We start from the raw sequence: 25,959 nt of genomic DNA on the forward strand, positions 1-25,959 counted from the left end.
AGACCGAGTGGATCCCGACGGTAGGTTATCGTAGCTTTATTGAAGCACAGCAAGAAATTACTCGATACATAATTCAATATTACTGTCAGCTCAGACCCCATCAATATAATGGCGGGCTGACACCTAATGAGTCAGAACGGTTGTTCTGGTTAAACTCTAAGATCGTGGCCAATATTAGTTGACCACTACATTATTTGAAACAGGCCTAGTGCCAAGTAAATTGGCTGATGGCTTCTTTAACGTTGGTTACTTTGCTACACCACCAGAGATTGAAGAGCTAATCAATAAAAGTAGTTTCACCAAACTACGTCATGTCTCTACAGATGGATTCGGTCGCTATATATCATCAGGTGTAAATAACTTCACTTCAGAGCAATATAACACTTGGCTAAACTACCATTTAAGGACTTGCGATGAGCCTTCTTTATTAGGTTCTAGTAATCACGGATTGTTAGTGGCAAGAAAAACCAGTTAACAAGACGCTAAACCAGAGACTTCACGCTTGGTATTTTTTGCTCTGAAAAAGTATATGCCAAGGTGCTGTGCAGGTTAGCTTAGCGTTATACACAAGCGGAAATGGAGATTATTTATCATGGAAGATTTGGCGAACTCATTACAAAGCATTGGCTTCAAGACCAAAGTCAGAAATGAGAAATTTGCAGTTAAGCTTGATGGGCTTTCAAATCCAATTTCGGTTATCAAAGACATAGCAGCTGACGAATACAAAGTTAAAACGAATGATTCGGCTCTATCGATAGTAGCCTGTTTATTATTATTTAGCGGTTTATGGGGTATCGATGAGAGTACAGGTAACAACTGGATAAACATCGCGCTTATCTCAGCGTCAATATTGTCTTTAGTCACTGTTTTGCTTACAGAGCTTAAATCAAACAAGTTACGTACTACTATAGCTGAGCTTAATCGTGATAAACGCGCATAACAAATTGTTCAACAGGACGCCAAGACGCTCGGCGTTTTGGTCTTTTTCAATCTCAGTGCCTAGGATAGTAACATTTAGGTCAATGGACATCGTTTTTTCACTAATTAACACGGCATTATTTTTACATCGGAGTATTTATGAGTATCGAACTATGGTTCACATTTGTCGCTGCATCAGTTGTATTATTGCTTATACCAGGACCGACAATTCTGACAGTAATTAGCTATTCGATGTCCCATGGTTATAAAGCTAAGATCCCGCTAATTTTAGCCGTTGCACTTGGAGACTCTACAGCGCTTGCTCTATCTTTACTTGGCTTAGGCGTTTTATTAGCTGAATCGGCTTTTTGGTTCCAAGTAGTAAAATGGATTGGTGGTCTTTATTTAATATTCTTAGGAATAAATTTACTAATGGCTGGTGTTAAACCTGCGGATATCAGTAAAAATGAAAACAAGGCTTCAAGTTGGAAGCTATTTATCAACACTTATTTAGTTACGGCTTTGAACCCCAAAGGCATTGTTTTCTTTGTTGCTTTTTTACCTCAATTTATAAATACAAATGCAGAAGTTACATCCCAATTATGGATTCTTGCAATTACATTTGTAGCTTTAGCTGCCCTAAATGCAACGCTGTATGCTGTATTCGCAGGTAAAGCTCAGCAGGTATTATCGTCACCAAAAACTCAACGTATATTTAATATTTTCGGTGGCTCGTTACTTTCTACTGCTGGGGTATGGGCATTGTCAGCTAAGCAGGCACAGTAAAACTAATATGCATTATAATCCCCTCGAGTGTTGATGAATAAAAGGAGTTTTAATGATTTTGAATCACGTATCGGTTGGAGTTAAAGATATCGTATCAGCAATGAATTTTTACGATGCTGTGTTTAAAACGCTATCTATTAATCGAACTCACCTAATTGAAGGTGTCGCGGCAGCCTATGGCTCTAACTTTGAATTTTGGGTTGGTCTACCATCTGAAGGTTATGCGTCGAATGGCAATGGAACTCACGTAGCCTTTAATGCCCCTAATCAAGAGGCAGTTGATAACTTCTACGCAACCGCTATTGAGTTTGGCGCAAAGTGCGAAGGGAAGCCCGGCTTACGCCCAGAGTATGGTGAATGCTATTATGCCGCCTTTGTCCGAGATCTTGATGGTAATAAGATAGAAGCGGTTTCAATGTAGTAAGCCACAAGATAAATAACAATAGTTTCCAGCTAACTCACGCTGCTTAATTTGGCGTTATAAAACTAGGGGATATATATGCTCAAGGAAATTGGTAACACTATAATTAAAACTCATCATATCGCGAAATGTCATTGTGGTTCAGTCGAACTAGAGCTACATCTGCCCAATGGCATTGAAAAACCAAGACGTTGTGATTGCTCAATATGTCGTAGAAAAGGTGCGATTGTTGCGTCGATTAAATTAGATGGGATTCGCGTAATCAAAGGCCAAGAGTCCATTAAGCTCTATCAATTCAACACCCTCGAAGCTAAGCACTATTTTTGTTCTAATTGCGGTATCTATACCCACCACCAACGACGTTCAGACCCAACTGAATACGGTTTTAATGTTGGGTGCTTGCAAGACGTAAACCCTTTTGATTTAGGTAACGTTGTTACTAATGATGGGATTAACCATCCAGCAGACCGATAGTTTTCTAACAAATTGTTCAACTGGATTCCAAAGCGCTTGGCATTTAGGTAGTGGTTTAGTTCGGTTTATTAGGTGGTAACTTAATGTTTAGTTGTCTATTTTTACCAATTGACAAGGTGTGATGTATTTTACGGAAAATCACAAAATTATGGATGAAAACACAGAAATTTGGCGTCAGTTTTACGATAAAGCATTATCTCGCCCACACTCAAGGCGCACAGAGCTTGCTGTCCGTCTTAATGAATCAAATCTCAATGTCGCTATAGATTGTGGTTGTGGGACTGGTAGCGACAGTCAATATTTAGAACAGCAAGGTTTTCAAGTTCATGGTTTTGATATTAACCCGGACTCTGTAGCAATTTGTAGAGACAGATTTGGATCTAAATCATTAGTAGAAATATCAGAGTCTTCTTTCGTGTCTTTCAACTACCCCAAATCTGGTGTCGTAATTGCCAACTCAAGCTTATTCTTTGCTAACCCAAACCAATTTGATGTTATTTGGAATAATATCAACTCTTCTATTCAGGTTGGAGGGGTGTTTGCAGGTGACTTCATGGGTTTCAAAGACAGTTGGGCTGAGAATTATCGTAGTCCGACAGCACCGTTGTCAGAATCAAAAGTAAGGGCTTTATTCACAAGTTTCGACATCATTAGGTTTGTTGAGCGTGACGAAGAAGCCAAGACCTCGTTAGGTCGAATGAAACATTGGCACACATATTCAGTGGTTGCAGTGAAACGTTCGTAACAATACATTCATGAGCAACTTCCAACGTTAGGCATACAAACAGGCAATGGAGAGTAGGTTGAAACAGTTTTTCTTAATTTTTGTAATCTCTTCTACCCCGCCTTTGCTTATCTATTGGGTTGGGATTAACGCCTTCAGCAATTATACGGGCCACTTAGGGTACTTTGGTCTTTTTCCGGTGTTCTCAACACATGTTTTAATATGGGGGCTTTTAGGTGGGAGTGGATTTGCTATATCTTCTGTATTAGCTAAACATTCTTTAAAATATCAAAGATTACCGTTTAAGAACCTTGCCATATTAGGTTTGTTAATTGGAACAAGTCACATTATTACCCAGCTTAATATAGAGTACTTTTTAACTATGCTGCCACTCTCTCTTTTCATCTCTTGGGTTTTCAGTTCTTTCTTGTATCAATTTTGTGGCAAAGCCGGTTAAAGGTATACCCAGCTAACTGTTTTTTTTACTAAAACAGCGAATCATTTTGATCCATAATTCTTATCCTGCTAACAAGGGCATTGGCCGCCATGCTGAAAATACAGAGGCGGCATAAATATTAGTTGTTTACAAACATATGATTGGCTTTGGTAACACCTCTGTCATAAGTACAAAAAGTGTCTGTAGCCGCTTCAGTTTTACTATGGATCTTGATGTTGGTAATAACCTCAACAGCCCCTGCGTCATAACAAGCTTGCTGTGCATCTTTTACCACTTCGAGTAGTCGGTTTAATTCGCCTTTCATTGTTGTTTCCATCGCGCTCACTTGAAAAGGTACACCAGAGGCTTTTACCGCCTCAATAGCTTTGTCTACTACTTCAAAGTTATTGCCTTCTTTTACTCTAGGGATAACTTGGAATGCGAGCATGACTTCATTAAGTAGTGGTTTTTGAGCTGACATCAATAATCTCTCATCGGTTTCTGTTGGTATCGGATAGCGAATAGTAACACTGTTTTTTACTGCCAAGTTTTACCCTTGAGAATAATGGCTAACTAACCATTCAATACAGCAGATGGCACTTGGCATTTTTGGTCTAATCGCTTTATTAATCCAAAGTGGTTAATCGAAGTAGAAGTTGATGCTATTGTAAGTCAAGTGACATAACAAAGCGCTAATAAGGACTCCCAACGCGGAGTGTGCTCAACTTGGAGTCTGATATGCTTGGAGAAGGTATGGAAATTCAAAAAGTCATAACCACCGATTTAGATGCAGTTACAATGCTTGTTTCTGAGGTATCAGAAAAGGATGTACTTCCATTTCTTAATACCCAAGGAAAACAAGAGTACAAAGAACGAGTTCTACCTGACTTAGCTAGTACATTGGATAATAACAAGTTTCTCTCTATTAAGGCTGTTTCCGGTGAGGAATTATTAGGTTTTGCTGCTTTACGTGATGGAAATTATCTAACCCACTTATTTGTTTCAAGCTCGTCGCAAGGTTCAGGATTAGGAGGGGATTTATTAAATCACTTACTGAGCAAGACAGACGCCAAAGAAATTAGCCTACGTTCGTCGGTTAATGCAGTCGGATTTTACAGTCGAAATGGCTTTACAGCCACAGGTGAGGAAGCAGAGTTCAATGGTATTAGGTTCGTGCCAATGTCTTTAGTTCGCACATAAATAATTCGATGCTTAAGAAACAATTTCCCATTTAGGTTGTTATGCCAAACTCTCAAGGTAAAGGGATTGGCAAAAAACTAATTATCGAATCACTACCGCACGTTAAAGTTCAGCTTGCTCGTAAAAATTCCATATTAAAGCATGTGTTGGTCACCACAAGAGCCGATAATTACGCTCAAAAATTGTATAAAAATACGCTAGGAGCTGAAGTTGAGACGACCATCTCTAACTTATATTCAGCAGATGAGATTGCTCGAAGCATCAGCCCACTTTACGAATAATACATAGGCACAAAAGGCATTCGATGAAAAACTTAGCAATGGCCATTGTTATTAGAAATGGAAAAGTCTTAATCCAACAACGATTTAGACGGACTAAAGGTATGGTCTATGAATTTCCCGGTGGAGCCATCGATCAGGGAGAGTCCGGTAAACAAGCCGCTATACGCGAATTATGGGAAGAAACAGGACTCAAAGCCTGTGATTTTTTGGGGTCACACGTTGCTGAAAATGACTTTGGTGGAGAGATTCACTATGCCCTACTCTCCATTCCAGAAAATACGAATCCGATTGCCATTGACCCTGAGCGGCAACAAGTTTTCTATTGGTTCCCAGTAGAGGACATTCCACTTCAAGACTTCTTCAAGGCTGATATTTCTTTTATCCAAAAGCAATTAGCCGTGTTCACCACCTCTTAACAAAACACTAATCGCTCCAGACTGCATTCAATTCAGCTAATGACTTAACTTAAACTAATATCAATTGAATTTTACATACCATTAACGTTATCGTGCTCATAGTAGTAACGACTATAATGAGAATGAATGTGATAAAGCTGAGAAAGATGCAGCAGAAAGAGTTCCCTGCATATTGCCAATATTTCGTGGATGACTACAGCAATGAAATTTCCCAGAACTATGGCCACTCTATCCCTGTCGCCATTGAAAAGGCGAAAAAGGACTTACAACGCTGCTTCCCTAATGGGCTAGAAAGCGACCAACACACTTTATTATGTATCGATACTGAAATTAAAGGCATAACAACGTTGGTTGGATACCTATGGCACGCAATCAATAACGATGAACAATCGACCTTTATTTATGATTTTTATATCGCTGACGAGTACCGAAGTTCTGGCTACGGCAAACAAGCGATGGAAGAGCTTGAAAAGCAATTAATGTCAGTGGGGATTCACCAAATCAAACTTAGAGTGGCTTACCACAATAAACGTGCAGTTAAACTGTATGAGAAAGTTGGCTTTACAATTACAGGGTTTAACATGTCTAAGAACCTAGCGAGAGAGCAAGACGCTTAATTAATATCTAAGGATGGATAGTATGAAATACGGTGACGTTTTAACGTTTTGGTTTGACGAACTAGGTCCATCGAAATGGTGGATCAAAGATAATAAAGTCGATGAGCTTATTAGACGTAGATTTTCTGAACTACACTCTAGTGCGATAGGGTGTGAGCTTTTTGAATGGCGAGAGTCAGCCAAAGGCCGGTTAGCTGAAATTATTGTTTTAGACCAATTCTCTAGAAATATGTATCGAGATACACCTGAGTCATTTGCATCTGATCCTTTAGCATTGGCACTTGCGCAAGAAGCGGTAAAACTTGGGCAAGATAGCGATCTAAACGCCACAGAGAGAAGCTTTCTTTACATGCCTTATATGCACAGTGAATCATTAAAGATTCACGATGTTGCAGTTGAACTCTACGAGAGTAACGGTATTGAAGCTAATCTTGAATTCGAGATCAAGCACCGAGATATAATCGCAAAGTTTGGGCGATATCCGCATCGAAATAACATCCTAGGCCGCACCTCTAGTAAAGAAGAGATTGAGTTTCTAACTCAACCAAACTCTTCATTTTAAAGGTAGTCGAGTCAGATAAGCGAATTTAAGGATAAATACAATGCCAGAGAGAAAAACAGCAAATTGTCTGTGTGGCAGCATTAAAGTAAAGGCCGCTAAGGTTAACCCTAAGTTTACCGTGTGCCATTGTGATACGTGTCGCGCTTGGGGCGGAGGCCCTCTATTTGCTGTTCAGTGCGGAACCGATGTTACTTTTGAAGGCACAGAACACTTGAAGGAGTTCGCCTCGTCACCTTGGGCGACACGTGGTTTCTGTGGCAATTGTGGCACTCACCTTTTTTACCGCTTGAACAAAGTAGGCAGCTATAACATGCCACTAGGACTATTTACTGATATAGATGGCTTAGAGATGAGTATGCAATATTTCAGTGATCAAAGACCAAGCCATTACTGCTTTTCAAATGAAACTAAAGAATTAACAAAAATGGAAATTGAAGCTTACTTTGCTTCAATGGGCTGACGAGTAGATAGCCTTAATACCGTTGCAGAAATTTTCCACTAAATAGATGCCCAAATAACTTGCTGATCTCAGATCGCTTTGGGCATTCATTTTCACACGATGTTCAAAAGTAAGTTGGAACTCAGCTGGTTAGACGGTAAATACAACTCTAAGCGCTAACAGAATTAATACGACACCTGACAAACGATCAATCAGCACCGCTTTTGAGCGAATTTTATCAAGCAGCATTGGGCTTGATAGCATAAAGGTGATGAGCGTATACCAAAGGCCATCCACAACCAGTGGAGTCATGACTATCAAGCCCTTGCTAAAAGTATCACTACCTACCGCCACAAACTGACTGAATAGTGCGATAAAAAACAGTGCGATTTTAGGGCTAAGCAGTGAGATTAGAAACCCTTCCTTCGCTGATTGCCAAAGACTCGTCGTTTCACCTGATTCCAACTTAGCGGCTACACCACCTTTAGACTGCAGCGCATTTACCCCTAAGTAGGCAAGATAAGCAGCACCAGCATAACTAATGGTTTTAAATAATAGAGGCGATTGCTGCAGTACCACAGCAAGACCAATAAGCGTGATAAAAGCATATATGCCGATACCAAAGGCGTGTGCCCAGGCAGCAGCCAAACCATTAGCTCGACCACCAGCCAAACTGTGCTTAGCAACCATGGCAAGACTCGGACCCGGTGACATTGCGCCCAATAAGCAGATAGTAAGAAGTGATAACCATATGGTGAATGTCATGAGTAACCTATTTCTTTTGAGTTGCGTTATGCAGAGATGAAGTATTAAAAAATTCAGTAAGAACTGTATGTGTAATTAAGTGGCGTAGTTCTGGGTAAGATTGCAGCTCATCACGAATTTCGTTTAAACGTGCCATGCTAGTCACTTCAACAAACAACATCATATCGGTTTCACCACTGATAGCGTGGCACCACTTAACACCATCAATGGTGTAAATTTTCTTAGCATAGCTTTCACAATGTTGTGTGGTGCTAGACATATCAAACCTGAGCGCAAGGTATGCCTTAATGATCTCTTGTGTATTCTCTTCGGCAAGGTGCGCATGATAGCCCAAGATAACTTGGTCTGTTTCCAATTTTTTGATTCTAGCCGTAACAGCCGAGCGAGATAAGTTAGCTTCTCTGGCAATATCACTGACCGACCGACGAGCATCTTGACGTAAGATATCAATAATAATCTGATCAAACTTGTCCACATTTCGCTCCACTACTCATGACTTCCCTTTTCTTTTACCTGCACAGTCCTTTGTATCAACACCGCATTTTCCATCAACAGCTCTTCCTTTGCGCGAAAGCGAGCCTGTTACTCCATTTTTTAATGAATTCAAACGGTTCTCTTCCTCAATTAACCATGTTTAAAGCAGCTGTGCAAGCGTTGCAATTCGATGGTCAATGTCTTCTATATCAATATTTCCAAAACCTAGAACAGCACTTTGCCATTGCCTGTCGTTTGCTGTTTCGTGCTCATACATAGCAAGCGGTCTAATAGTAATACCCTTTTCTATCGCCTTCTCGCACAGCTCTAACTCGCTAATCCCAGCTTCCCACTTTAAGGTCACATGAAGCCCTGCTGCTTGACTGATCACCTCTACTTTGTCTGAAAAATGACGTTCAATCACATCTATCATTAGTTCATATTTCTGTTTGTAGAGTCTTCTCATTTTTCTAATATGGCGTAAAAAATCGCCCTCTACGATAAAATCAGCCAGCGCCGCTTGTACATGAGATGGAGTATCACCGCTTAATGCGTCTTTGACTTCTAAACAGCGAGCAACCAATCCTTTCGGTACCACCAAGTAACCTAGCCTTAAACCATTAAACATCACTTTACTTAACGAACCGATGTAGAGAACACGTGCGTCTGCACCTACCTTTGCCGATAATCCTTGCAGGCTTGGATTAGGCCGGTGCGCGAACTGAAACTCACTATCGTAATCGTCTTCAATAATCCAACGGTTGTTCTCTTTAGCCCATCGCACTAGCTCAATTCTCTGCTCTAGATTTATCGTTGTTCCCATAGGGTATTGATTACTGGGTGTCACATACAAAGATTTGGCACGGCTTGTTTTTACTTGGTCCAAATTTAAGCCCACTTTAGGTGCAACATCGACAGGTTCGAGATCAAGCCTTAACAAGCTGATGACTTTACGCATTTGGGCGTAGCCTGGCGTTTCCATTAATATTTTATCGTTCGGCTCCAGTGTCGACATTAATGCGATTGATAACGCTTGCTGTGCACCTGAGGTTATGATGATTTGATCGGCACTACAACTGACTGAGCGACTGCTCGATAGATAGTCACACAGGGCCTGGCGTAAATAGGGATCACCTTGAAGATCTTGGCTTCCCAATAAGTTAACGCGAGAAGCGTGTCGTTGTAATAGCCGACTCCATTTGCTCATAGGGAAGTGGGTTAAATCAGGAACGCCCGGAGCAAAGCTGCCATTCAGATCGTGCACCTCTGCCCTGTCACTGCTGGAAATATTCAAATTTGATATTGGTGCGTTTTTTTCAAAAATATAATCAGGGAGTTCAATCGCCACATAAAAGCCCGATCCAACTCTAGACTCAAGATACCCTTCAGAGACCAACTGTTCGTACACTGCTATTGCGGTGTTCCTGCTTATGGCCAATTCATTAGCGAGTTTTCGAGTCGACGGAAGCTTCCCGCCCTTGGGCCACAGGTTAGCCGAGATCTTCTCTCGGATAGCCGAAAACAACTGCTTTTGCAGTGAGGAGGTAGCTCGGTCAAATGGCAAGTCACCAATATCAATTGGCTGCATAACTGGATCTACTCTTATTTATAAAGTGGCCCTATTTAACCTACCAGTTTGCTTTTATATTGCAACCATCACTGAGTTCTCAGTTATCAAGTAAACGCTGCCGTTTAAGGCAGTATTGAGCCAAAGGAGTGGGATATGTTATCGACAAGCCAAAGAACCCAAATTAAAAAAAGTGCGAGAAAAGCCGATTTTGAGGTTAAAAACCTTTATCAGATCATCGATGAAAGCCTCATTGCTCACATTGCTATTGAAGATAGTACAGGGCCAATTGTTATTCCTATGCTTGCATGGCGCGTGGACAACAATGTCTATATACACGGTGCTAAAAATAGCCGCCTGATCAAACAGTTAAAACAGGCGAAACAGACTTGTCTGACATTTACGTTGTTTGATGGATGGGTACTTGCTCGGTCTGCTTTTCATCATAGCGCGCATTATCGTTCAGCTGTCGTTCTTGGTCAGTTTGAAGCGATTGAAGACAACGCAGAGAAAGACCGTCTACTTAATCACTTTGTCGAGCAAATCGCGCCAAGTCGATGTTCTGATATACGGTTGAGTAACCAAAAGGAACTAACGGCCACAGACCTTTTAGTCATTCCATTGACCGAAGCGTCAGTAAAAATCAGCAACTCGGGAGTAAATGACGACTTGGCCGATCTGGATGTTGAGGCATGGGCGGGAGTTTTACCTTATCGAACGGTTATAGGACCGCTAGAAGCTAGTGAAGACTTACATTCATCGATACCCACACCCGATTACTCACAGGCTTATGGTCACCGTTGGCATGAAGAATAGTTAAGAGTACTAGTCACTGCATATTTGATTCACCATTTATCAGAGACAGCAGTTAGTTTATCCAAGTAAATACAAAGTGACGTGAACTAACCGAGTAAACCGTCACTTTGACGCATAACTACGACAAATTGATAGCTGTGTTTCTAATTGAGAACGAGTAAGCTGATCATCTGAATCATTCAAGGAGCGAATTGATGAGTCAATTAAAGCAGGAAATAACGTTAATATCAGGCATAGGTCAACTCTCGACCACACTTATGGGAACGGGGCTGTTTATGATCCCTGCGATTGCCGCTGGTATTGCCGCTGAAATGTCTCTATGGGCATGGCTTCTACTTTTTATCGCAATTTGCCCTATCGCCTTAACGTTTGCTGAACTTGGAAAACAGTATCCTAGTGCTGGCGGAACCGCATTTTTTGTTCGCAAAGCTTTTGGTCGCCGACTGGAACGCAGTGTGGCATGGCTATTTGTTAGCGTTATTCCTGTTGGTGTACCCGCAGCCGTTGCGCTTGCTGCTGGCTTTTTACAACAGATCATGCCCTCGCCTATCAACACCCCACTAATTACCCAGATACTCACTGTATTTATGCTTGTGAGTGTTAGCTTGATGGGCAGCAAGTCATCGGGACGACTTCAAACCGTGATTGCTCTTAGTATCTTTGCTCTTATTGGCGCGTTTTTATGGCAGGGTGATATTTCAACCGCCGATATGGCAATGCCGCCGTTAACCATCGATTCTTTATGGCCGATCACCGCAGCGCTTGGGGTTATGTTTTGGTGCTTTGTCGGCATCGAAGCCTTTGCTCATATGGGAGAGGAGTTCAAAAATCCTCAACGTGACTTCCCCATTGCAATACTTATAGGTTGTTTTATTGCAGGCGCTACTTACTGGGCATGCTCCGTCGTTATCTTAAAGTTTTCAGCGTATGGTAGTGCTGAGTTTGAATATGCTTCAATCCCTTTTCTTAGTGATCTTCTATTTGGGTCAAAGTTTGCATTATTAATCAGCATACTTGGGTTTTCAGCCTGCTTTGCTAGCGTCAATTTATATACTCAGAGTTTATCGCGCATGGTCTGGGCTCAAGCAAGAGAATATCAACCGGAAGGTGCAATTGCGAAAGTTTCATCCAGAGGCGTACCCGCTAATGCCACACTCGTCGTTGGCATAATACTGTTGCTTTCTTGCGTGGGAGGCGAAGTTTCAGGGCTCAACTTAGAGTTCTTCTTAAAGTTAGCCAATGGCATCTTTGTACTGGTTTATCTACTTGCAATGCTCGCCGCGTTTAGGCTGTTAAACGGTATTAAAAAAGGATTAGCTTTAGTATCACTGGTTCTCTGTACGTTAGTCTTCATCTGCCTTGGATGGTCCATGCTCTACGCTGTATCTATTTTTACTTTGTTGAGCCTTCCATGGGGTCGATGGATAAAACGGAATAAACGCCAAACGACTTAACAACAAATACATCCCCCAAATACACTTAGATGAAGCCGAGGTGAAAGCTAGTATTGTTGATGAAATCTATTTAATTCGTCCGGCTTCTGTCTGTTGCCAAAACTTGGCAAGATCACTCACTAGTTGGGGGTTTGTTAAGACACTCGTATGACTTTCATTGTAGCCAGACATTTGTTCAGCCTGTTGCTGGGCAAAAGGAGTTAATTGGCTTGAGAGCGCAATTGTTCCATCGCCGCTAGGGTTACCAGAAACTCGACCATTATCATAAGCGAACATCAAATAGTGAGGCGGCTTATTGGCAGCAAGGTCTTGGTTAAATAGGTTTTTGATTGTGGTGCTATTTGGAGCGATATCTTTCCATGAAGGCATCACCACAGGAGACATCTCCACGCCAAGCTGCGCGGAATTAACGCCAGCAAAAGGAGAAGATATGGAGGTGAAAGAATGGATCTTATCGCAACGCTCTTGCGCACTACAGATATTGAGAAAATGCTGAGTTAATACGCCCCCCATGCTATGTGCAACAATGTGTATTGGCGTATCCGCATTGTAGTCCTCACGAGCAATAGAAACCATCGCCGAGAGTGAATGCGCAACTAAGGTTAAAGAGAGTGCGGTGGGATAATTGACAACCCAAGCTTGATAACGCTCTTTATCCATTTGATTAATGATGGCTTCAAAGTCACTACCACTTGCCCCCATCCCATGAACAAATAACACTGGGATCTTATTAGGATCATACGGCTGCATGAAAATTAGCCCAGAGTAGCGTCTTTCAACAAACTCAAGCGGATTCCACATACCCAAATATTTTGCTTCATCGCCAAACATCTCATGATCAAGTGGTACAATACGACCAATATTAGCTCGGTTAAGTTCAAGTTCGATATAATCTAACAGTGGTACGGTCTCTAACCCTTTTACACTTTCAAAGCTGAGCATTGACTCATTGATAATAATGGTCGGGTTATCTCCGACTAAGTCTTTAGCATCAATACGATAGAGTTTTTCTTGCGGCTGATAAATGAGGTCGCGACTCTCATCTGGGAAAAGATAAATAACGGCAGTTTGCTCGACAAGGGTTGGAATCGAGATTTTATTACTGCCTTCATGAATATCAACACTGACGATGTCCTCAATACTTTCCGAAGAGAGTTGAACAATAACATAGCGATCAGTGGAAGGAAGTTGAAATGTTATGTCCTGATATTGCTTATTCACTATATTAATATCACGCTCAAGTGTCGCCAACGGGCCACAGCCACTTATCAATAGTACCAATAGTATTAATATCGCTTTCAATGGAATATCCTTTCCCTAATCAATGTCGGATCTGACCTATCTTTCCCACTAAACAACTGAACAACTGAACATCGTAAGCACGTCAAACCAACAATAAGTGTTCAAGCATTACTCACTATAGCCATTTGCGAGGAAACTTTCTTTGTAATGCCAAGAATTGAATCTCCAAAACCACAAATACGCGCATCAATTAACGTTTTCAAGTAACTGATTCATAAAAATTAGTGGGACTGTGCGATATCGGTTGGCCCCATCGAGACACCTTTTATCTGAGCGTATACATGAGAGCCGCAAGATAGCTTGAGCTCATCACACGCCCAAGTCGTCACGTTGGCCCAAAGTTCATCCTCACCAAGCGCAACTTTTATTTGCACTTGCTCGCCGTTGTCATTTGGATGTAACTCTTTAATAAACCCCTTTAGAATATTTCGAATACTTGAATTTTCAGGTCTTGACGTACATATCGAGACGTGATTAGCCTCTACTCGTACCTTAAGAGAAGTGTTGTGTAGTGATTCATCTAATACGCCATTCACCCATAAATGATTACCGTCTTGAAGCTCTAACCGTGTCATTGGGTATTGGGTATGACGCTCAACCACTTTGGCATGGAGTAGAGAACTCAGCTCTTGAGCTGCAATCCACGGTCTCATCTCATCACTATTCCAAACTTGGGCAAGCGGGCCTTGCGCTACAACCTTACCAGCATTTAAAACCAACATATGATCAGCAAGCTGTAGGATTTCACTTAGACTATGACTGACATAAACAATAGGAATGCTAAGCTGCTTAGCGAGCTTTTGAAGATAAGGGATCAACTCTCTTTTACGAGGCAAATCGAGTGATGCTAACGGTTCATCCATCAATAGCATTGTGGGTGACGTTAGTAGTGCTCGTCCAATCGCTACTCGCTGCTTCTCACCACCAGACAATGAGTTGGGATAGCGATCGAGTAGATCTTCAATACCAAGTAAGTGAATGATCTTTTGAAAGCTCTCGTTATCTGACTTCACTGCGCCATAATTAAGGTTTCCTTTTACGGTGTAATGTGGAAACAGGCGAGCTTCTTGGAATACGTAACCAATCTTTCGTTTTTCAGGCGGTAAATTAATCTTTTTCGAGCTTGTTGGTCTTTTTGAGAAAAGAACTCTTTCCCCTAAATGAATATCACCATAATCTGGATGAGATAAGCCACCAAGTACATTAACCAGCGAAGTCTTTCCAGCACCAGAGCGGCCAAAAATAGCGCAAACACCTTGCAGTGGGATCTCCGCTTGAACATCAAGTTCAATATCCCCAAGCTGCTTTTTAATATCCACTTTTAGCATGCTGTTACCCCCTTTTGCTGCGCTTTCTTAGTCAGCCACTGAGAAGCAATTAGAGAAGCAAGGGCAATAACAATTGAGATAATGCACAGACGCATTGCCTGAAATTCAGCACCCGGCGTTTCGATAAATGAGTACATCGCCAATGGAATCGTTCGCGTCTCGTCTGGAATATTCGAAACAAAGGTAATAGTCGCACCAAATTCCCCAAGGCTTCGCGCAAAACCGATGATCATCCCAGAGATAATACCCGGCGCCGTCAACGGTAAAGTGATGGTAACAAATACCCGCCAAGGGCTGCTACCCAATGTGCGTGCAGCTTGCTCTAAGCGAGTATCAACCGACTCAATCGATTGACGAATAGCTCGAACCATTAAAGGAAAAGAGACAACAGCTGATGCTAATGCAGCCCCTTGCCAACTAAACGAGAAGCTGACACCAAAGGTTTGATAAAGCCACTGTCCAATAAACCCTTGTCGACCCATCGCTACTAGTAGTAGATAACCAATAACAACAGGGGGTAACACTAAAGGTAGGTGTATAACACTATCTAGTAGTGCCTTACCTCTAAACTCAATACGAGCTAAAATCCATGCCGCTAAAATGGCCAATGGCAAGCTTACAACCACCGCAACAGTGGAAACCTTGATACTTAATACTAATGCAGAGAGTTCATATTCTGTCAGCACAATCAATTCACTCCAAAGCCATGTGCAAGAAATACCGCTTTCGCTTCGTCACTTTGCAAATATTGATAAAACTTTTGGCTTTCTGGTGTCGGTTTTTCGCTTACTATCACCATTGGGTATTCAATATTCTGATGGCTAACAGACGAGAACGTAGCAATTGATTTTACTTTTGTAGAGATCATGGCATCGGTTTGATACACAATACCTAATGGCGATTCACCTCGTTCTACTAGCACTAACGCCCCACGAACATTATTCGCACGTGCTAAATGAGATTTAACGCTTTCCCATTGCTCATAGTGTTCTAATGCTTGCTTTGCGTATTGCCCAACAGGTACGTGATCAGGGTCTCCGACAGCAAGGCGTCCACCGTTTAAAAGGTTAACCAAATCCCATGATTTTGCAGCGCCCTCAATTTTTTCACCAACACCTTGATTAACAGGAACAATGAGCACCAAAGAGTTGTTAAGCAATGTAACACGGCTATCTGCATCGACAGCTTGCTGCTCAATGACATAATCTAACCATTTTTGATTTGCTGGGAAGTAGATATCGGCAGGCGCTCCATACGTTATCTGCCGAGCTAAAGCAGAAGAAGATGCAAAAGATAAACGAATGGTCACTTGATGTTGCTGTTGATATTCGTCAGCAATCTCTGACAATGCATTAGTTAGAGAAGAAGCCGCAAATATGGTTACTTTTTCTTTTGCAAATGATGCAGGTATAGCCGTGATAAAAGTCAGCATAAACACTGATATTAAACGCCATACAGCCCCAAATTTATTCCATTTAATCAACATCTACCTATCTATACATCTTATTAATTCGACCACTGTATGACAACACAACGAGCTAACCTTTTAAAGTGATAACCTCTTAATCTGTGAAAGCTTATACTAGACACTGTGACAAGCTAATAAAAGTTATCATCAAAACGTTTCACATATTGTGTTGGCGTTAAACCACGGTGCTTTTTGAACATACGATTAAAACTTTCGATATTCGTATACCCTAGGCGTTGGTATGTCTGTTGAATAGGAATACCTTTGGCAAGTAGATTGGTCGCCTCGTTACTCAATACAAATCCACACAGCGACGAAAAGTTATACCCTCTTTTGTTCAGCTTTCGTTGAAACTGCTGGTTGGATAACCCAATTAGACTAGACACTCTTTCTAAACTAGGCAGACCATAGTGACAGCTATAGATGATCATTTCGTACACCACTTTCATCTCATCGTCGAACTGTGGCATGCTTAAAAAGTCATCCAAATCTTTGAAGTCTATCGACATTGGTTTTTTATAGTTTGACTCACGTTGGGCAGGTAAAAAACGCAAATCAGAATCAAACCACACTTCTGTCTGATTATGATTCCAGCCAATATCACAGCCAAAATAATCACGATATAGAGGTTTATTATCTCGTGTACCTGACAGCATCACTCTCAATGGCGAAAAATCTTCTCCCAAATAGATTCTCATCGCTTTCATCATAAAGATCGCAACTCGTATGCTGTCGTGAACTTTCACTTCAGAATCAATGCTTGAGCTTTGATATACCCATTTAATAATCTTCCCACTTTGAGAGCCAATCACAAAAGCACCAGATTGCAGGCAAGTAATCCCACTATTGATCCGGCGGATCATTGAAGCCAAATCGTAACCGGAAAACATCCAATGAGCGAGGCTCCCTAACGCAGTTAAATCGACATTTCGTGATCGATTAATAATGTAATCAGGATCTTGAGTCAGTTGCTCAATCCTCTTGAGAATAAAATTAAACTCCGAGATAGGAATCAGGGTCATGGGGTGCTCAAACACCGTTGCTGGGATTTTTAGCTGTTCTTGTTGCAAGCCATATGCCTGTACAACACTGCGATAAATAGCGATAAAACCGGCTGCTCGAATAAAATTCACGCCCCACTCCCGACAGAACACATCAAAATATTTCAATAAACGAGTTAATCTATCGTCTTTATAGGCCTCTAGCAACCACTTGGCATAATGTAACAATTCATTTCGTTGAGGATATTTTGCATGAGTCTAGTGAGCGTTCCCTTTGTTGGTACGACAGCGGATACTGTTATTCACGTTGTATCAGGTCTAGTTTTAATCGCCACCATCGGTGCTGTGTTGTTTGGATTTTGGAAGTTCCATGAGCTACCAATAAGTGAAGCTCACAGTAAAAAGCATCAGCAGATAGGGTTAATCACCGCCTTAACATGGATTGGTTTTCTTTGGCATTGGGTTTGGGTTGTTGCCGTTATCGTTGCGTTTGTTGATGCAGAAAAAGCGATCATCTCTGTACGTGACACTTGGCGAAGCGCCCCACCACTTAATCAATCAAACGAGGAATCATAATGTTAGAAGGTTTAGCAGTATGGGCTCTATTTATCTATATTTTGAGGCTAGTTGGTATGCCTTGGAATAAGGGCACAAAAACATTCTCCTACCTAGGTGGGACATCTTGGTTGCTGTTTGTTTGGGTAGGTCTAATTAACTACACTCCTATGGATCTTTCTGGTGGATCAATTGTTCAATCTCCACATATTCAACTTCGTCCTGACTCAACTAACATAAATGGTAAAGTGAAAAATATTTATATCGAGCCTAACCAGAGTGTTGAAAAAGGTCAGCTGATCTATGAGATTGAAGATGAACCGTATCAAATAGCACTCGATCAAGCTAAGGCAAACGGAGCAACCGCTCAAATAGCGGTTACTACGGCAAGAGAGGATATTCTATTGGCAGAAAGCGATTATAAGTCAACATTGCATGGCTTAGAAAAATCGCAAAGTGACCTTGATACTGCAAGAATTGATTATGCCCTACAAAACAAAATGTTGAAGCGCTATCAAGAACAAAATTCGGCCGTAAAGAACACCATCACTGCAAGCGATATCGATAAGCAAACCAGCATTGTCGCGATAGCAAAGCAGCAATTAAAAACACTGCAAGCTGAGTTAGATAAAGCACGTGTCGATAGCGAACGTGAAAAGTTAGACATCACTAAATCAAAGCTTTCACTGGCAAGTCGTCAATCAGAGTTTGATAGCGCAGAGCAAAAAATAGCAAAAGCACAATGGGATTTAAACAGTACCAAGATCTACGCCCCTGCTGATGGTTTTGTCACTAACTTCATTTTGCGAGAGGGTCAGCTAATTTCACGTGTACCGCGCTTACAGATGTACACTGATGAAAAATATGTGCTTATGAGAGTCAATCATCAGGCTATTCGTAATGTGAAACCTGGCCAGGTCGCCGAGTTCTCTTCATCGGTTTACCCTGGGAAAATATTTGCAGCAGAAGTTGAAGGCATTGTTGAAGCTACGGGGGAAGCACAAAGTAATCTTCTCGGTATAGACCCTTCTGTACGTAGTACGACAGGGAAAAACGTAATGAACAAGCACCACTTTGTTCGACTAAAAGTACTTGAAGACGATAACTACGATTTACCTGTTGGCGCGGTTGGACTTGCATGGATTAGCGGTGAGAAGCCCGTTGCGTTTATGTCATTCTTAGATGTTATTCGCGGCATCATTATTCGCATGAAGTCTCAATTGTATTTCTTCTATTCTGTTTAATAGCCACCCAACGAGGCCCGACTGCTTGCATTAGTACTAGGGTCTTATTTCAACAACCGTTTTAATGAACAATAGTATTAATGAACAATATGAATTAAATGCACTCAAGTTTATATTTAAACTGCAAATTGCAACACGATCGCAAAACGCAATCGCACTCTGCAATCGATGGTGAATATAACAACGAAAATAGACGCAATTGCAGTCAATTATGCACTCTAAAACTTGGCACATATACTGCAATACTAATATTGACCCTTCTTAAGCCGAGGGTCACCTAGCCAACTGACGTTGTTAGTGAACCTATTTGTTCACAAATATTTATATCGGCCAATTGCATACTTGCAGTTGGCTATTTTTTTGCCTCAATTCCGTCATCGATCATAATTTCACTTCCCGACACTGCATTTTTTCCCTGTCTTAGTAGAATGACGTCACTTGTTTACGTATTTAGGTAACCTTGATGGCAACGGACTATCATCAGCGTTTAACACCTGTTATTCGACATCTAGAAAAACATTACAACTCTGCCCTAAACCTTGAAGAAGTGGCTAAGTTAGCCTGTTTATCTCCGTATCATTTTCATCGTATTTTCAAGGCGGTGACAAGCGAGACGTTAAACGACTACTTAAGGCGACTGCGTCTTGAGAACGCTGCCAACGACCTATTCTATAGAAAGCCCGCTATTACGAATGTTGCATTAGAGTACGGATTTTCGAGCTCCCAAAGCCTTGCTAAGGCGTTTAAACAGTATTTTAATCTTACTCCAACACAAATTCGTCAATGTGAAAGCATCGATACGTTTTCGTCACTGTTGAAAAGCAGCAAGATTGGACACTCGTTGCGCAAGATAGGACACGCCTCTTCCAGCGAGGATTCTTATACTGCCCCTGAACTAACAAAAAGGAGCAACAACATGACAACTGAAACGATGGAAATTCAACACTTTGATGCGGCAAATCTCGCATACGTACGAGTCAATGGTCCTTATGGAGAGAACTATGATCCTGCCATTGGAAAATTATATGGTTGGGCTGGGCCTAATGGCTTTGCACAAAACGGTAGTATTTTTATCTATCACGATAACCCTGAAATAACACCAGATGAGAAATGCCGTACTGATATATGTCTTTTTGTTGATGAAGATACTGTCCCGACTAATGGAATAGAAGCGAAACCATTCTCTGGGGGTAAGTATGGGGTGATTAGAAAAACCATAACTGACAAGTCACAATACGCCTCTACTTGGGACCTGCTAATGTCCCAGATTGTTGAACAAGGGATCGATAGTGATGATAGACCTTGTTTCGAGTTCTACCACAGCTATGACCTTAAAACTGGTGTCGCTGATGTCAGTTTTTGTACCGCAGTGCGCTAGTTAACTCTACTGCTCAAATATGATTTGTCGTTCTAGCTGCAAAGAGTAGAGCGACAAATGAACTCTAACGCATAACCTGCACGCTAAATTCACAAAAACCCAACAACCTTTCAATCAAACCTAAACACTCCGCAAAATAAACCGAACGCTTTTCTATATTATTATAGAAACACAATTATCTGATTTTATTGATAAAATACACATTACTATTTTACGTAAACGGTTTTATCACAAATAGCCTATTGACTCGTAGATTTTTCGCATCATAATCCTCGCGTTTGCCTGCAATTTGGCTATTGTTTTTACTATTAATTGTTGTGGAGAAAAAGATGTCTGCTGATAATAACTACAGTCTCGGGCCGGTTCCATCATCGGCTAGAAAAGGGGTTTTGTCCCTTACCATGGTAATGCTCGGGCTTACTTTTTTCTCTGCAAGTATGTGGACCGGAGGCTCATTAGGTACAGGGTTGTCGTTTAATGACTTCTTCCTCGCTGTCCTTGTTGGTAACCTTATTCTTGGTCTATACACCTCAGCTCTAGGTTACATCGGTGCTTCAACCGGCCTTTCTACTCACCTTCTCGCTCGCTTCTCTTTTGGTTCAAAAGGCTCTTGGTTACCTTCCGCACTCCTTGGCGGCACGCAGGTTGGCTGGTTTGGCGTCGGGGTGGCGATGTTTTCAATCCCTGTACATAAAGCAACAGGAATTGATACCAACACACTGATCATTGTCTCTGGCCTGCTAATGACCGCAACGGTCTATTTTGGCATCTCAGCTTTGATGGTGTTGTCTGCGATTGCGGTTCCTGCGATTGCACTTTTAGGTGGCTTCTCTGTTTTTCAAGCAGTTGATAGTGTGGGGGGGGTTGCCGAACTACAAAAAGTTCAACCAGAACAGCCTATCGACTTCTCTATTGCACTCGCCATGGTTGTCGGTTCGTTTATCAGTGCAGGCACTTTAACTGCTGATTTTGTACGTTTTGGTAAAAAGCCAGCAAGTGCGGTCCTAATTACAATGATTGCTTTCTTTATTGGTAACTCTTTAATGTTTATCTTTGGCGCAGCAGGCGCTGCCGCGACAGGTCAATCTGATATCTCTGAGGTTATGATTGCACAAGGGTTATTAATCCCAGCAATTATCGTATTGGGCCTAAATATTTGGACGACTAACGATAATGCACTTTATGCATCAGGCCTTGGATTTTCAAATATTACCGGGCTATCAAGCAAATACCTTTCAATGATAAATGGTGTTATCGGTACTTTGTGCGCACTGTGGCTTTACAACAACTTTGTTGGCTGGCTAACGTTCCTTTCCCTTGCTATACCACCCATTGGCGGCGTAATCATCACCGACTTCATCATCAACCGTAAGCGTTACAAAAACTTTGCAGAAACCGAGTTTAAAACAATCAACTGGGCAGGTATTCTTGCTGTTGTAATCGGTGTTGCAGCAGGCCACTTCCTCCCAGGTGTTGTTCCTGTTAACGCTGTTCTAGGTGGCGCACTGAGCTACTTAGCATTAAACGCTTTGCTTAATAAAGAAACGTCTGCTGAAAAGTCTGTGGCGTAAGGAATAATAATGACAAGCTTACTGATTAAAAACGCACGCCTTAATAATGATGGCGAGTTAAAGCAAGTTCTTATCGAAAGTGGAAAAATTGGCCGTATTTTCGATAATGCAGAATCAACGACATTGACGGTTGATACTCTTGACGCTCAAGGTGGTCTAGCGGTCGCGCCTTTTTGTGAACCTCATATTCATCTTGATACAACTCAGACGGCTGGTGAACCAAGTTGGAATATTTCAGGTACGTTATTTGAAGGTATCGAGCGTTGGTCTGAGCGTAAAAAAACACTCTCTATTGAAGATGTTAAATCGCGCGCTAAGCAAACGCTAAAGTGGCAGATTGCCAATGGTGTTCAACACGTAAGAACACACGTTGATGTTTCAGATCCAACGCTTGTTGCTCTTAAAGCAATGGTTGAAGTACGCGAAGAGATGAAACAGTGGGTTGATATTCAAATCGTCGCGTTTCCTCAAGAAGGTATTCTTTCTTATCCAAATGGTAAGGAGTTATTAGAAGAAGCAGTTCAACTTGGTGCTGATGTCATTGGTGCAATCCCACATTTCGAGTTTACTCGCGAGTACGGTGTTGAGTCACTGCATTATGTATTTGAATTGGCTAGAAAGTATGATCGTTTAATCGATGTTCACTGTGATGAGATTGATGATGAACAATCACGTTTCGTAGAGACTTTAGCGGCACTGGCACACAAGTTTGAGATGGGTGACAAGGTAACGGCGAGTCATACAACAGCGATGGGATCATATAACGGTGCTTATGCTTCTCGTTTGTTCCGTCTATTAAAAATGTCTGGCATTAACTTCGTCGCAAACCCGCTCGTGAACATTCACCTGCAAGGTCGTTTTGATGATTACCCAAAACGCCGTGGAGTAACTCGTGTTAAAGAGATGCTAGCCGCTGACATTAATGTCTGTTTTGGTCACGATGATGTCTTTGACCCTTGGTACCCACTAGGTACAGCGAACATGCTTCAAGTTTTGCATATGGGACTGCATGTGTGTCAGGTAATGGGTTACGATCAGATCAACAACTCGCTAGATTTGATCAGCACAAACTCAGCACGTACGCTCAATATTCAAGATAACTATGGTATTGAAGAAGGAAAGCCGGGTAACTTGCTTATTCTACCAGCGGAAAATGGCTTCGATGCGGTTCGTCGCCAAGTTCCTGTGCGTTACTCAATTCGTCACGGTAAAGTTATCGCAGAAACAAAACCTGCGGAAACAACGATTAATCTTGAGCAAACTGAACAGGTTACGTTTAAGCGTTAATGACTGATCTTTAGGATCAAAAAAAGGGAAATGATGTTTACTACTAGTAACGTCATTTCCCTTTTCTGTATCAATATCCTTTAGCCGTTAACTAGCAAAGAACCGATTTAAAACGGAACTTCCACCTGCATCATCACATCGCCTTCATACTTATCATGCCATCGATAATCAAAACGCATTCGTGGCTGTCCTGAATTTTTATCACCAAAGCCAACACTTAACTGTAGGCCGTGACTCATTAACCACTCCTCGGTACTCATATCATTAATTTTGTCTTCTAGCTCTGGTGGCATCCAGACACCAAAACCAAAATAATTAGAGGCAATACTTTGAGTTAATAATGGATCAGACTCTGATTTTAAGACCCAATCATCCCAATAGGATTCTGATGTCGAAGGCTCATCGCCAAGCCATTGCATAATCGCAAACCAAGGCCTTGTCGCATACTCCAACGTATCATCCATTGATAAACATACGCCACTATTACTCGTTAAAACAACAGAATCAACACCTTGCTGGGGATACAACTGCTTATCAAAAAGGTCACATGCATTCACTCCAAAAGGAGAAATGAACAGCAATGACACTACTGCTTTCTTGAGGTTCATTCACTCGTTCCAGACACATCATTCTGTTATGTATTTTCTAATATACTGATAATTCTTTCAATAATTTAGCCACTTTTTGTGTGGTTAATCCTTCAATACTGGAAGCGTGAGCAAGTTTCGTACGTATATCGGTACTTCGAATTTTTACTTTTTCAGGGCAAGCCAACAAATTCCATCGTTGTAAAATGTCATCCGCTTTATAAAACTGACTAAAACTTAATAAGTTATCAGGGCCAACGACAAACGTAAGTTCGCTATTCGGGTTCTGTTTTTCAAGAGCTTCAAGAACGGAAAAAGTCGTGACCGATTGAGAAGGCTTTAATAATGCTTCTTCAACCAAACTTCGCTGAACGTTCACTCCCGATAGATCCTCAATAAACGCATCAACGAGCTGGCATCGAATTTTATAATCTAGCATCTCTTTGCCCCAAGCATGAGAGATACTAGGAATAAGCAATACCTGATCAAAATGCCCAAGCGACTCAATCACACTTTTATGCCCTATGCTTGGTGGGTTAAATGCACTACCAAATACGGCTATTTTGCTCATTTTATTTCCTATCCTTTAATGAAAACTCTTTTCTCGGTTTTCTAACTCAATGTTTAAGGTATGATAATACTAAATAACCTGAATTCAGGTTAATAACAATTTGATTTTTATTGCTTGCAGGATAGGTACACTAATGGAACAGATAATTCGTGATGAAATGCGCGTGCTCCCGTCGATTGACCCACAATTTGAGATCACACGTCGCGTTGATTTTATAAAAACCAAGCTACAGCAGTCTGGCTGTAAGTCACTGGTACTGGGTATTAGTGGCGGTGTGGATTCAACAACTTGCGGTCGCTTAGCCCAACTCGCTATCGATGAACTTAATGAGCAGTCACCAAGTAATGACTACCAGTTCATTGCCGTTAGATTACCGTATGATGAGCAAAAAGATGAAGATGAAGCACAACTCGCGTTATCTTTTATCAAGCCAACTCAGTCTGTTTCAGTCAATATAAAGCAAGGTGTTGATGGCGTTCATGCTGCAACTCATACCGCTTTAGAAGGCACGGGGTTACTTCCACAAGATCAAGCTAAGATCGACTTTGTAAAAGGCAACGTAAAAGCACGTGCGCGTATGGTCGCTCAATATGAAATTGCAGGTTATGTTGGCGGCTTAGTATTAGGCACTGACCACTCAGCAGAGAATATCACTGGCTTCTACACCAAATTTGGTGATGGTGCTTGTGATTTAGCGCCGCTATTTGGATTAAATAAACGCCAAGTTCGTGAACTAGCGGATACGTTAGGCGCACCTGAGTTGCTAGTAAAAAAAGTACCTACAGCAGACTTGGAAGAGCTTGACCCACAAAAAGCCGATGAAGCTGCGCTAGGGCTGACCTACGATCAAATTGATGACTTTTTAGAAGGTAAAGAGGTGAGCAAAGAAGCTTCTGAGCGTTTGGTTCACATCTACACAGTGACACAACATAAGCGTCTGCCGATTCCGACTATTTACGGCTAGGTAGATAGTGAAGGGAAGTGCTAATCATCATATATGGTTAGTATTTACTAAGTATCGATTCAAAAAAACCTTGCTGTTATCAGCAAGGTTTTTATTCAACTATACAATCTTGGTCAATCATAAACTCAGTTTTTCTTCCATCTGCATCGTAGATAACGTTAACGGGAAACTGTTGTTTATTCATGCTGTAATTTACGGTAGAACCTTTACTAACCGTGCTAGACATTCGGTTACCAGAACTAGAATGCAATTGTATTTTTCCGGATTGGTCGCTCATGGTAAAGAGAAGTCGAATAAAAGAGTCTTGCTCGCTGCACGCAATAGAAAGGCCTCTATGCTCAATCATAGATATA

At 41.5% G+C, this 25,959-nt stretch carries 32 protein-coding genes and 2 pseudogenes; 22 read left to right on the forward strand and 12 right to left on the reverse strand.

Going from position 1 to position 25,959, the window contains the following annotated elements:
• The 8 genes and pseudogenes from L4C54_RS22850 to L4C54_RS22885 all read left to right on the forward strand — a co-directional run.
• Positions 1–182 (forward strand): annotated as a pseudogene (locus tag L4C54_RS22850) (IS3 family transposase); the annotation flags it as partial.
• Positions 179–475, forward strand: a complete 297-nt coding sequence (locus L4C54_RS22855) for a hypothetical protein (protein WP_428809912.1) — start codon at positions 179–181, stop codon at positions 473–475. The pseudogene L4C54_RS22850 and the gene L4C54_RS22855, both read left to right, overlap by 4 nt.
• A gap of 117 nt (positions 476–592) precedes the next feature.
• Complete coding sequence (locus tag L4C54_RS22860; RefSeq protein ID WP_428809913.1) at positions 593–940, forward strand: hypothetical protein; 348 nt, start codon at positions 593–595, stop codon at positions 938–940.
• A 137-nt stretch (positions 941–1,077) separates the two neighbouring features.
• Positions 1,078–1,704 (forward strand): LysE family translocator, encoded by a 627-nt coding sequence (locus L4C54_RS22865; protein ID WP_428809914.1) that lies wholly within the window; start codon positions 1,078–1,080, stop codon positions 1,702–1,704.
• A gap of 52 nt (positions 1,705–1,756) precedes the next feature.
• Positions 1,757–2,125: a VOC family protein gene (locus L4C54_RS22870; protein ID WP_428803439.1), complete on the forward strand. Its 369-nt coding sequence runs from the start codon at positions 1,757–1,759 to the stop codon at positions 2,123–2,125.
• A gap of 78 nt (positions 2,126–2,203) precedes the next feature.
• On the forward strand, positions 2,204–2,599 hold the full coding sequence (locus L4C54_RS22875; RefSeq protein ID WP_428809915.1) for a GFA family protein: 396 nt from the start codon (positions 2,204–2,206) through the stop codon (positions 2,597–2,599).
• A gap of 148 nt (positions 2,600–2,747) precedes the next feature.
• Positions 2,748–3,344, forward strand: a complete 597-nt coding sequence (locus L4C54_RS22880; RefSeq protein ID WP_428809916.1) for a class I SAM-dependent methyltransferase — start codon at positions 2,748–2,750, stop codon at positions 3,342–3,344.
• A gap of 58 nt (positions 3,345–3,402) precedes the next feature.
• Positions 3,403–3,780, forward strand: a complete 378-nt coding sequence (locus tag L4C54_RS22885; RefSeq protein WP_428809917.1) for a hypothetical protein — start codon at positions 3,403–3,405, stop codon at positions 3,778–3,780.
• A gap of 118 nt (positions 3,781–3,898) precedes the next feature.
• Here L4C54_RS22885 and L4C54_RS22890 read toward each other — a convergent pair whose 3' ends face one another.
• Positions 3,899–4,240 carry a thiamine-binding protein gene (locus L4C54_RS22890; protein WP_428809965.1) on the reverse strand — a complete coding sequence of 114 codons (342 nt, stop codon included), beginning with the start codon at positions 4,238–4,240 and terminating at the stop codon, positions 3,899–3,901.
• A gap of 272 nt (positions 4,241–4,512) precedes the next feature.
• On the opposite strand from L4C54_RS22890, the gene L4C54_RS22895 reads away from it, so the two are divergent.
• The 6 genes and pseudogenes from L4C54_RS22895 to L4C54_RS22920 all read left to right on the forward strand — a co-directional run bounded on the left by L4C54_RS22895 (position 4,513) and on the right by L4C54_RS22920 (position 7,295).
• Positions 4,513–4,959: a GNAT family N-acetyltransferase gene (locus L4C54_RS22895; RefSeq protein WP_428809966.1), complete on the forward strand. Its 447-nt coding sequence runs from the start codon at positions 4,513–4,515 to the stop codon at positions 4,957–4,959.
• 38 nt (positions 4,960–4,997) lie between these two features.
• Positions 4,998–5,240: pseudogene (locus L4C54_RS22900) on the forward strand (GNAT family N-acetyltransferase); the annotation flags it as partial.
• Between the two features lie 23 nt (positions 5,241–5,263).
• Positions 5,264–5,656, forward strand: a complete 393-nt coding sequence (locus tag L4C54_RS22905; RefSeq protein WP_428809918.1) for an NUDIX hydrolase — start codon at positions 5,264–5,266, stop codon at positions 5,654–5,656.
• Between the two features lie 128 nt (positions 5,657–5,784).
• On the forward strand, positions 5,785–6,273 hold the full coding sequence (locus L4C54_RS22910) for a GNAT family N-acetyltransferase (protein ID WP_428809919.1): 489 nt from the start codon (positions 5,785–5,787) through the stop codon (positions 6,271–6,273).
• A gap of 22 nt (positions 6,274–6,295) precedes the next feature.
• Positions 6,296–6,835 (forward strand): DUF924 family protein, encoded by a 540-nt coding sequence (locus L4C54_RS22915; protein WP_428809920.1) that lies wholly within the window; start codon positions 6,296–6,298, stop codon positions 6,833–6,835.
• Between the two features lie 40 nt (positions 6,836–6,875).
• On the forward strand, positions 6,876–7,295 hold the full coding sequence (locus tag L4C54_RS22920; RefSeq protein WP_428809921.1) for a GFA family protein: 420 nt from the start codon (positions 6,876–6,878) through the stop codon (positions 7,293–7,295).
• A 129-nt stretch (positions 7,296–7,424) separates the two neighbouring features.
• Here the strand turns inward: L4C54_RS22920 and L4C54_RS22925 are convergent, their stop codons facing one another.
• The 3 genes from L4C54_RS22925 to pdxR all read right to left on the reverse strand — a co-directional run bounded on the left by L4C54_RS22925 (position 7,425) and on the right by pdxR (position 10,101).
• Entirely contained in the window at positions 7,425–8,039 is a 615-nt protein-coding gene (locus tag L4C54_RS22925) for a LysE family translocator (RefSeq protein ID WP_428809922.1), read from the reverse strand.
• Between the two features lie 7 nt (positions 8,040–8,046).
• Positions 8,047–8,514 carry an Lrp/AsnC family transcriptional regulator gene (locus tag L4C54_RS22930; protein WP_428809923.1) on the reverse strand — a complete coding sequence of 156 codons (468 nt, stop codon included), beginning with the start codon at positions 8,512–8,514 and terminating at the stop codon, positions 8,047–8,049.
• Between the two features lie 159 nt (positions 8,515–8,673).
• Entirely contained in the window at positions 8,674–10,101 is a 1,428-nt protein-coding gene (pdxR, locus tag L4C54_RS22935) for a MocR-like pyridoxine biosynthesis transcription factor PdxR (protein ID WP_428809924.1), read from the reverse strand.
• Positions 10,102–10,236: 135 nt separating this feature from the next.
• Between pdxR and L4C54_RS22940 the strand changes: the two genes are divergently transcribed.
• On the forward strand, positions 10,237–10,896 hold the full coding sequence (locus L4C54_RS22940) for a pyridoxamine 5'-phosphate oxidase family protein (protein ID WP_428809925.1): 660 nt from the start codon (positions 10,237–10,239) through the stop codon (positions 10,894–10,896).
• A 194-nt stretch (positions 10,897–11,090) separates the two neighbouring features.
• The gene (gene yjeH, locus L4C54_RS22945; RefSeq protein ID WP_428809926.1) at positions 11,091–12,350 is read left to right on the forward strand and encodes an L-methionine/branched-chain amino acid transporter; all 1,260 of its coding nucleotides are present in this window, start codon (positions 11,091–11,093) and stop codon (positions 12,348–12,350) included.
• A gap of 66 nt (positions 12,351–12,416) precedes the next feature.
• On the opposite strand, the gene L4C54_RS22950 is transcribed toward yjeH, so the two are convergent.
• The 5 genes from L4C54_RS22950 to L4C54_RS22970 all read right to left on the reverse strand — a co-directional run bounded on the left by L4C54_RS22950 (position 12,417) and on the right by L4C54_RS22970 (position 17,581).
• A complete protein-coding gene (locus tag L4C54_RS22950; RefSeq protein ID WP_428809927.1) occupies positions 12,417–13,652 on the reverse strand; it encodes an esterase/lipase family protein in 1,236 nt (411 codons plus the stop codon).
• 221 nt (positions 13,653–13,873) lie between these two features.
• Positions 13,874–14,980, reverse strand: a complete 1,107-nt coding sequence (modC, locus tag L4C54_RS22955) for a molybdenum ABC transporter ATP-binding protein ModC (RefSeq protein ID WP_428809928.1) — start codon at positions 14,978–14,980, stop codon at positions 13,874–13,876.
• Positions 14,974–15,666 (reverse strand): molybdate ABC transporter permease subunit, encoded by a 693-nt coding sequence (modB, locus tag L4C54_RS22960; protein ID WP_428809929.1) that lies wholly within the window; start codon positions 15,664–15,666, stop codon positions 14,974–14,976. The genes modC and modB overlap by 7 nt, the downstream gene beginning before the upstream one ends.
• A 2-nt stretch (positions 15,667–15,668) precedes the next feature.
• Complete coding sequence (gene modA / locus L4C54_RS22965; protein WP_428809930.1) at positions 15,669–16,466, reverse strand: molybdate ABC transporter substrate-binding protein; 798 nt, start codon at positions 16,464–16,466, stop codon at positions 15,669–15,671.
• A 113-nt stretch (positions 16,467–16,579) separates the two neighbouring features.
• Positions 16,580–17,581, reverse strand: a complete 1,002-nt coding sequence (locus L4C54_RS22970) for an AraC family transcriptional regulator (protein WP_428809931.1) — start codon at positions 17,579–17,581, stop codon at positions 16,580–16,582.
• 120 nt (positions 17,582–17,701) lie between these two features.
• Between L4C54_RS22970 and L4C54_RS22975 the strand changes: the two genes are divergently transcribed.
• The 5 genes from L4C54_RS22975 to L4C54_RS22995 all read left to right on the forward strand — a co-directional run bounded on the left by L4C54_RS22975 (position 17,702) and on the right by L4C54_RS22995 (position 23,484).
• Complete coding sequence (locus tag L4C54_RS22975; protein WP_428809932.1) at positions 17,702–18,025, forward strand: MFS transporter; 324 nt, start codon at positions 17,702–17,704, stop codon at positions 18,023–18,025.
• The gene (locus L4C54_RS22980) at positions 18,025–19,248 is read left to right on the forward strand and encodes an HlyD family secretion protein (RefSeq protein WP_428809933.1); all 1,224 of its coding nucleotides are present in this window, start codon (positions 18,025–18,027) and stop codon (positions 19,246–19,248) included. Before L4C54_RS22975 ends, L4C54_RS22980 begins: the two co-directional genes overlap by 1 nt.
• Before the next feature lie 463 nt (positions 19,249–19,711).
• Positions 19,712–20,626 carry an AraC family transcriptional regulator gene (locus tag L4C54_RS22985; RefSeq protein ID WP_428809934.1) on the forward strand — a complete coding sequence of 305 codons (915 nt, stop codon included), beginning with the start codon at positions 19,712–19,714 and terminating at the stop codon, positions 20,624–20,626.
• 329 nt (positions 20,627–20,955) lie between these two features.
• Positions 20,956–22,197, forward strand: a complete 1,242-nt coding sequence (gene codB / locus L4C54_RS22990) for a cytosine permease (protein WP_428803459.1) — start codon at positions 20,956–20,958, stop codon at positions 22,195–22,197.
• Between the two features lie 9 nt (positions 22,198–22,206).
• The gene (locus tag L4C54_RS22995) at positions 22,207–23,484 is read left to right on the forward strand and encodes a cytosine deaminase (protein ID WP_428809935.1); all 1,278 of its coding nucleotides are present in this window, start codon (positions 22,207–22,209) and stop codon (positions 23,482–23,484) included.
• A gap of 107 nt (positions 23,485–23,591) precedes the next feature.
• Here the strand turns inward: L4C54_RS22995 and L4C54_RS23000 are convergent, their stop codons facing one another.
• Both L4C54_RS23000 and L4C54_RS23005 read right to left on the reverse strand, forming a co-directional pair.
• Positions 23,592–24,092 (reverse strand): hypothetical protein, encoded by a 501-nt coding sequence (locus tag L4C54_RS23000; protein ID WP_428809936.1) that lies wholly within the window; start codon positions 24,090–24,092, stop codon positions 23,592–23,594.
• A 37-nt stretch (positions 24,093–24,129) separates the two neighbouring features.
• Positions 24,130–24,642, reverse strand: coding sequence for a nicotinate-nicotinamide nucleotide adenylyltransferase (locus L4C54_RS23005; protein ID WP_428809937.1), 513 nt, complete (start codon positions 24,640–24,642; stop codon positions 24,130–24,132).
• A 133-nt stretch (positions 24,643–24,775) separates the two neighbouring features.
• Here L4C54_RS23005 and nadE point away from each other — a divergent pair, with 133 nt between their 5' ends.
• A complete protein-coding gene (gene nadE / locus L4C54_RS23010; RefSeq protein WP_428809938.1) occupies positions 24,776–25,606 on the forward strand; it encodes an NAD(+) synthase in 831 nt (276 codons plus the stop codon).
• A 91-nt stretch (positions 25,607–25,697) separates the two neighbouring features.
• Here nadE and L4C54_RS23015 read toward each other — a convergent pair whose 3' ends face one another.
• Positions 25,698–25,952, reverse strand: coding sequence for a cupredoxin domain-containing protein (locus tag L4C54_RS23015; protein WP_428809939.1), 255 nt, complete (start codon positions 25,950–25,952; stop codon positions 25,698–25,700).
• Between the last annotated feature and the right edge of the window lie 7 nt (positions 25,953–25,959).

This window comes from Vibrio lamellibrachiae (genome assembly GCF_050337265.1).
Classification (GTDB): domain Bacteria; phylum Pseudomonadota; class Gammaproteobacteria; order Enterobacterales; family Vibrionaceae; genus Vibrio; species Vibrio kyushuensis.

Bases quoted from the DNA above. Each gene is read 5' to 3' on its own strand.
- L4C54_RS22860 (WP_428809913.1), top strand. From the start codon at position 593: ATGGAAGATTTGGCGAACTCATTACAAAGCATTGGCTTCAAGACCAAA.
- L4C54_RS22865 (WP_428809914.1), top strand. From the start codon at position 1,078: ATGAGTATCGAACTATGGTTCACATTTGTCGCTGCATCAGTTGTATTA.
- L4C54_RS22870 (WP_428803439.1), top strand. From the start codon at position 1,757: ATGATTTTGAATCACGTATCGGTTGGAGTTAAAGATATCGTATCAGCA.
- L4C54_RS22875 (WP_428809915.1), top strand. From the start codon at position 2,204: ATGCTCAAGGAAATTGGTAACACTATAATTAAAACTCATCATATCGCG.
- L4C54_RS22880 (WP_428809916.1), top strand. From the start codon at position 2,748: ATGGATGAAAACACAGAAATTTGGCGTCAGTTTTACGATAAAGCATTA.
- L4C54_RS22890 (WP_428809965.1), bottom strand. From the start codon at position 4,240: ATGTCAGCTCAAAAACCACTACTTAATGAAGTCATGCTCGCATTCCAA.
- L4C54_RS22895 (WP_428809966.1), top strand. From the start codon at position 4,513: ATGGAAATTCAAAAAGTCATAACCACCGATTTAGATGCAGTTACAATG.
- L4C54_RS22905 (WP_428809918.1), top strand. From the start codon at position 5,264: ATGAAAAACTTAGCAATGGCCATTGTTATTAGAAATGGAAAAGTCTTA.
- L4C54_RS22915 (WP_428809920.1), top strand. From the start codon at position 6,296: ATGAAATACGGTGACGTTTTAACGTTTTGGTTTGACGAACTAGGTCCA.
- L4C54_RS22920 (WP_428809921.1), top strand. From the start codon at position 6,876: ATGCCAGAGAGAAAAACAGCAAATTGTCTGTGTGGCAGCATTAAAGTA.
- L4C54_RS22925 (WP_428809922.1), bottom strand. From the start codon at position 8,039: ATGACATTCACCATATGGTTATCACTTCTTACTATCTGCTTATTGGGC.
- pdxR (WP_428809924.1), bottom strand. From the start codon at position 10,101: ATGCAGCCAATTGATATTGGTGACTTGCCATTTGACCGAGCTACCTCC.
- L4C54_RS22940 (WP_428809925.1), top strand. From the start codon at position 10,237: ATGTTATCGACAAGCCAAAGAACCCAAATTAAAAAAAGTGCGAGAAAA.
- yjeH (WP_428809926.1), top strand. From the start codon at position 11,091: ATGAGTCAATTAAAGCAGGAAATAACGTTAATATCAGGCATAGGTCAA.
- modC (WP_428809928.1), bottom strand. From the start codon at position 14,980: ATGCTAAAAGTGGATATTAAAAAGCAGCTTGGGGATATTGAACTTGAT.
- modA (WP_428809930.1), bottom strand. From the start codon at position 16,466: ATGTTGATTAAATGGAATAAATTTGGGGCTGTATGGCGTTTAATATCA.
- L4C54_RS22975 (WP_428809932.1), top strand. From the start codon at position 17,702: ATGAGTCTAGTGAGCGTTCCCTTTGTTGGTACGACAGCGGATACTGTT.
- L4C54_RS22980 (WP_428809933.1), top strand. From the start codon at position 18,025: ATGTTAGAAGGTTTAGCAGTATGGGCTCTATTTATCTATATTTTGAGG.
- L4C54_RS22985 (WP_428809934.1), top strand. From the start codon at position 19,712: ATGGCAACGGACTATCATCAGCGTTTAACACCTGTTATTCGACATCTA.
- codB (WP_428803459.1), top strand. From the start codon at position 20,956: ATGTCTGCTGATAATAACTACAGTCTCGGGCCGGTTCCATCATCGGCT.
- L4C54_RS22995 (WP_428809935.1), top strand. From the start codon at position 22,207: ATGACAAGCTTACTGATTAAAAACGCACGCCTTAATAATGATGGCGAG.
- L4C54_RS23000 (WP_428809936.1), bottom strand. From the start codon at position 24,092: ATGAACCTCAAGAAAGCAGTAGTGTCATTGCTGTTCATTTCTCCTTTT.
- L4C54_RS23005 (WP_428809937.1), bottom strand. From the start codon at position 24,642: ATGAGCAAAATAGCCGTATTTGGTAGTGCATTTAACCCACCAAGCATA.
- nadE (WP_428809938.1), top strand. From the start codon at position 24,776: ATGGAACAGATAATTCGTGATGAAATGCGCGTGCTCCCGTCGATTGAC.
- L4C54_RS23015 (WP_428809939.1), bottom strand. From the start codon at position 25,952: ATGATTGAGCATAGAGGCCTTTCTATTGCGTGCAGCGAGCAAGACTCT.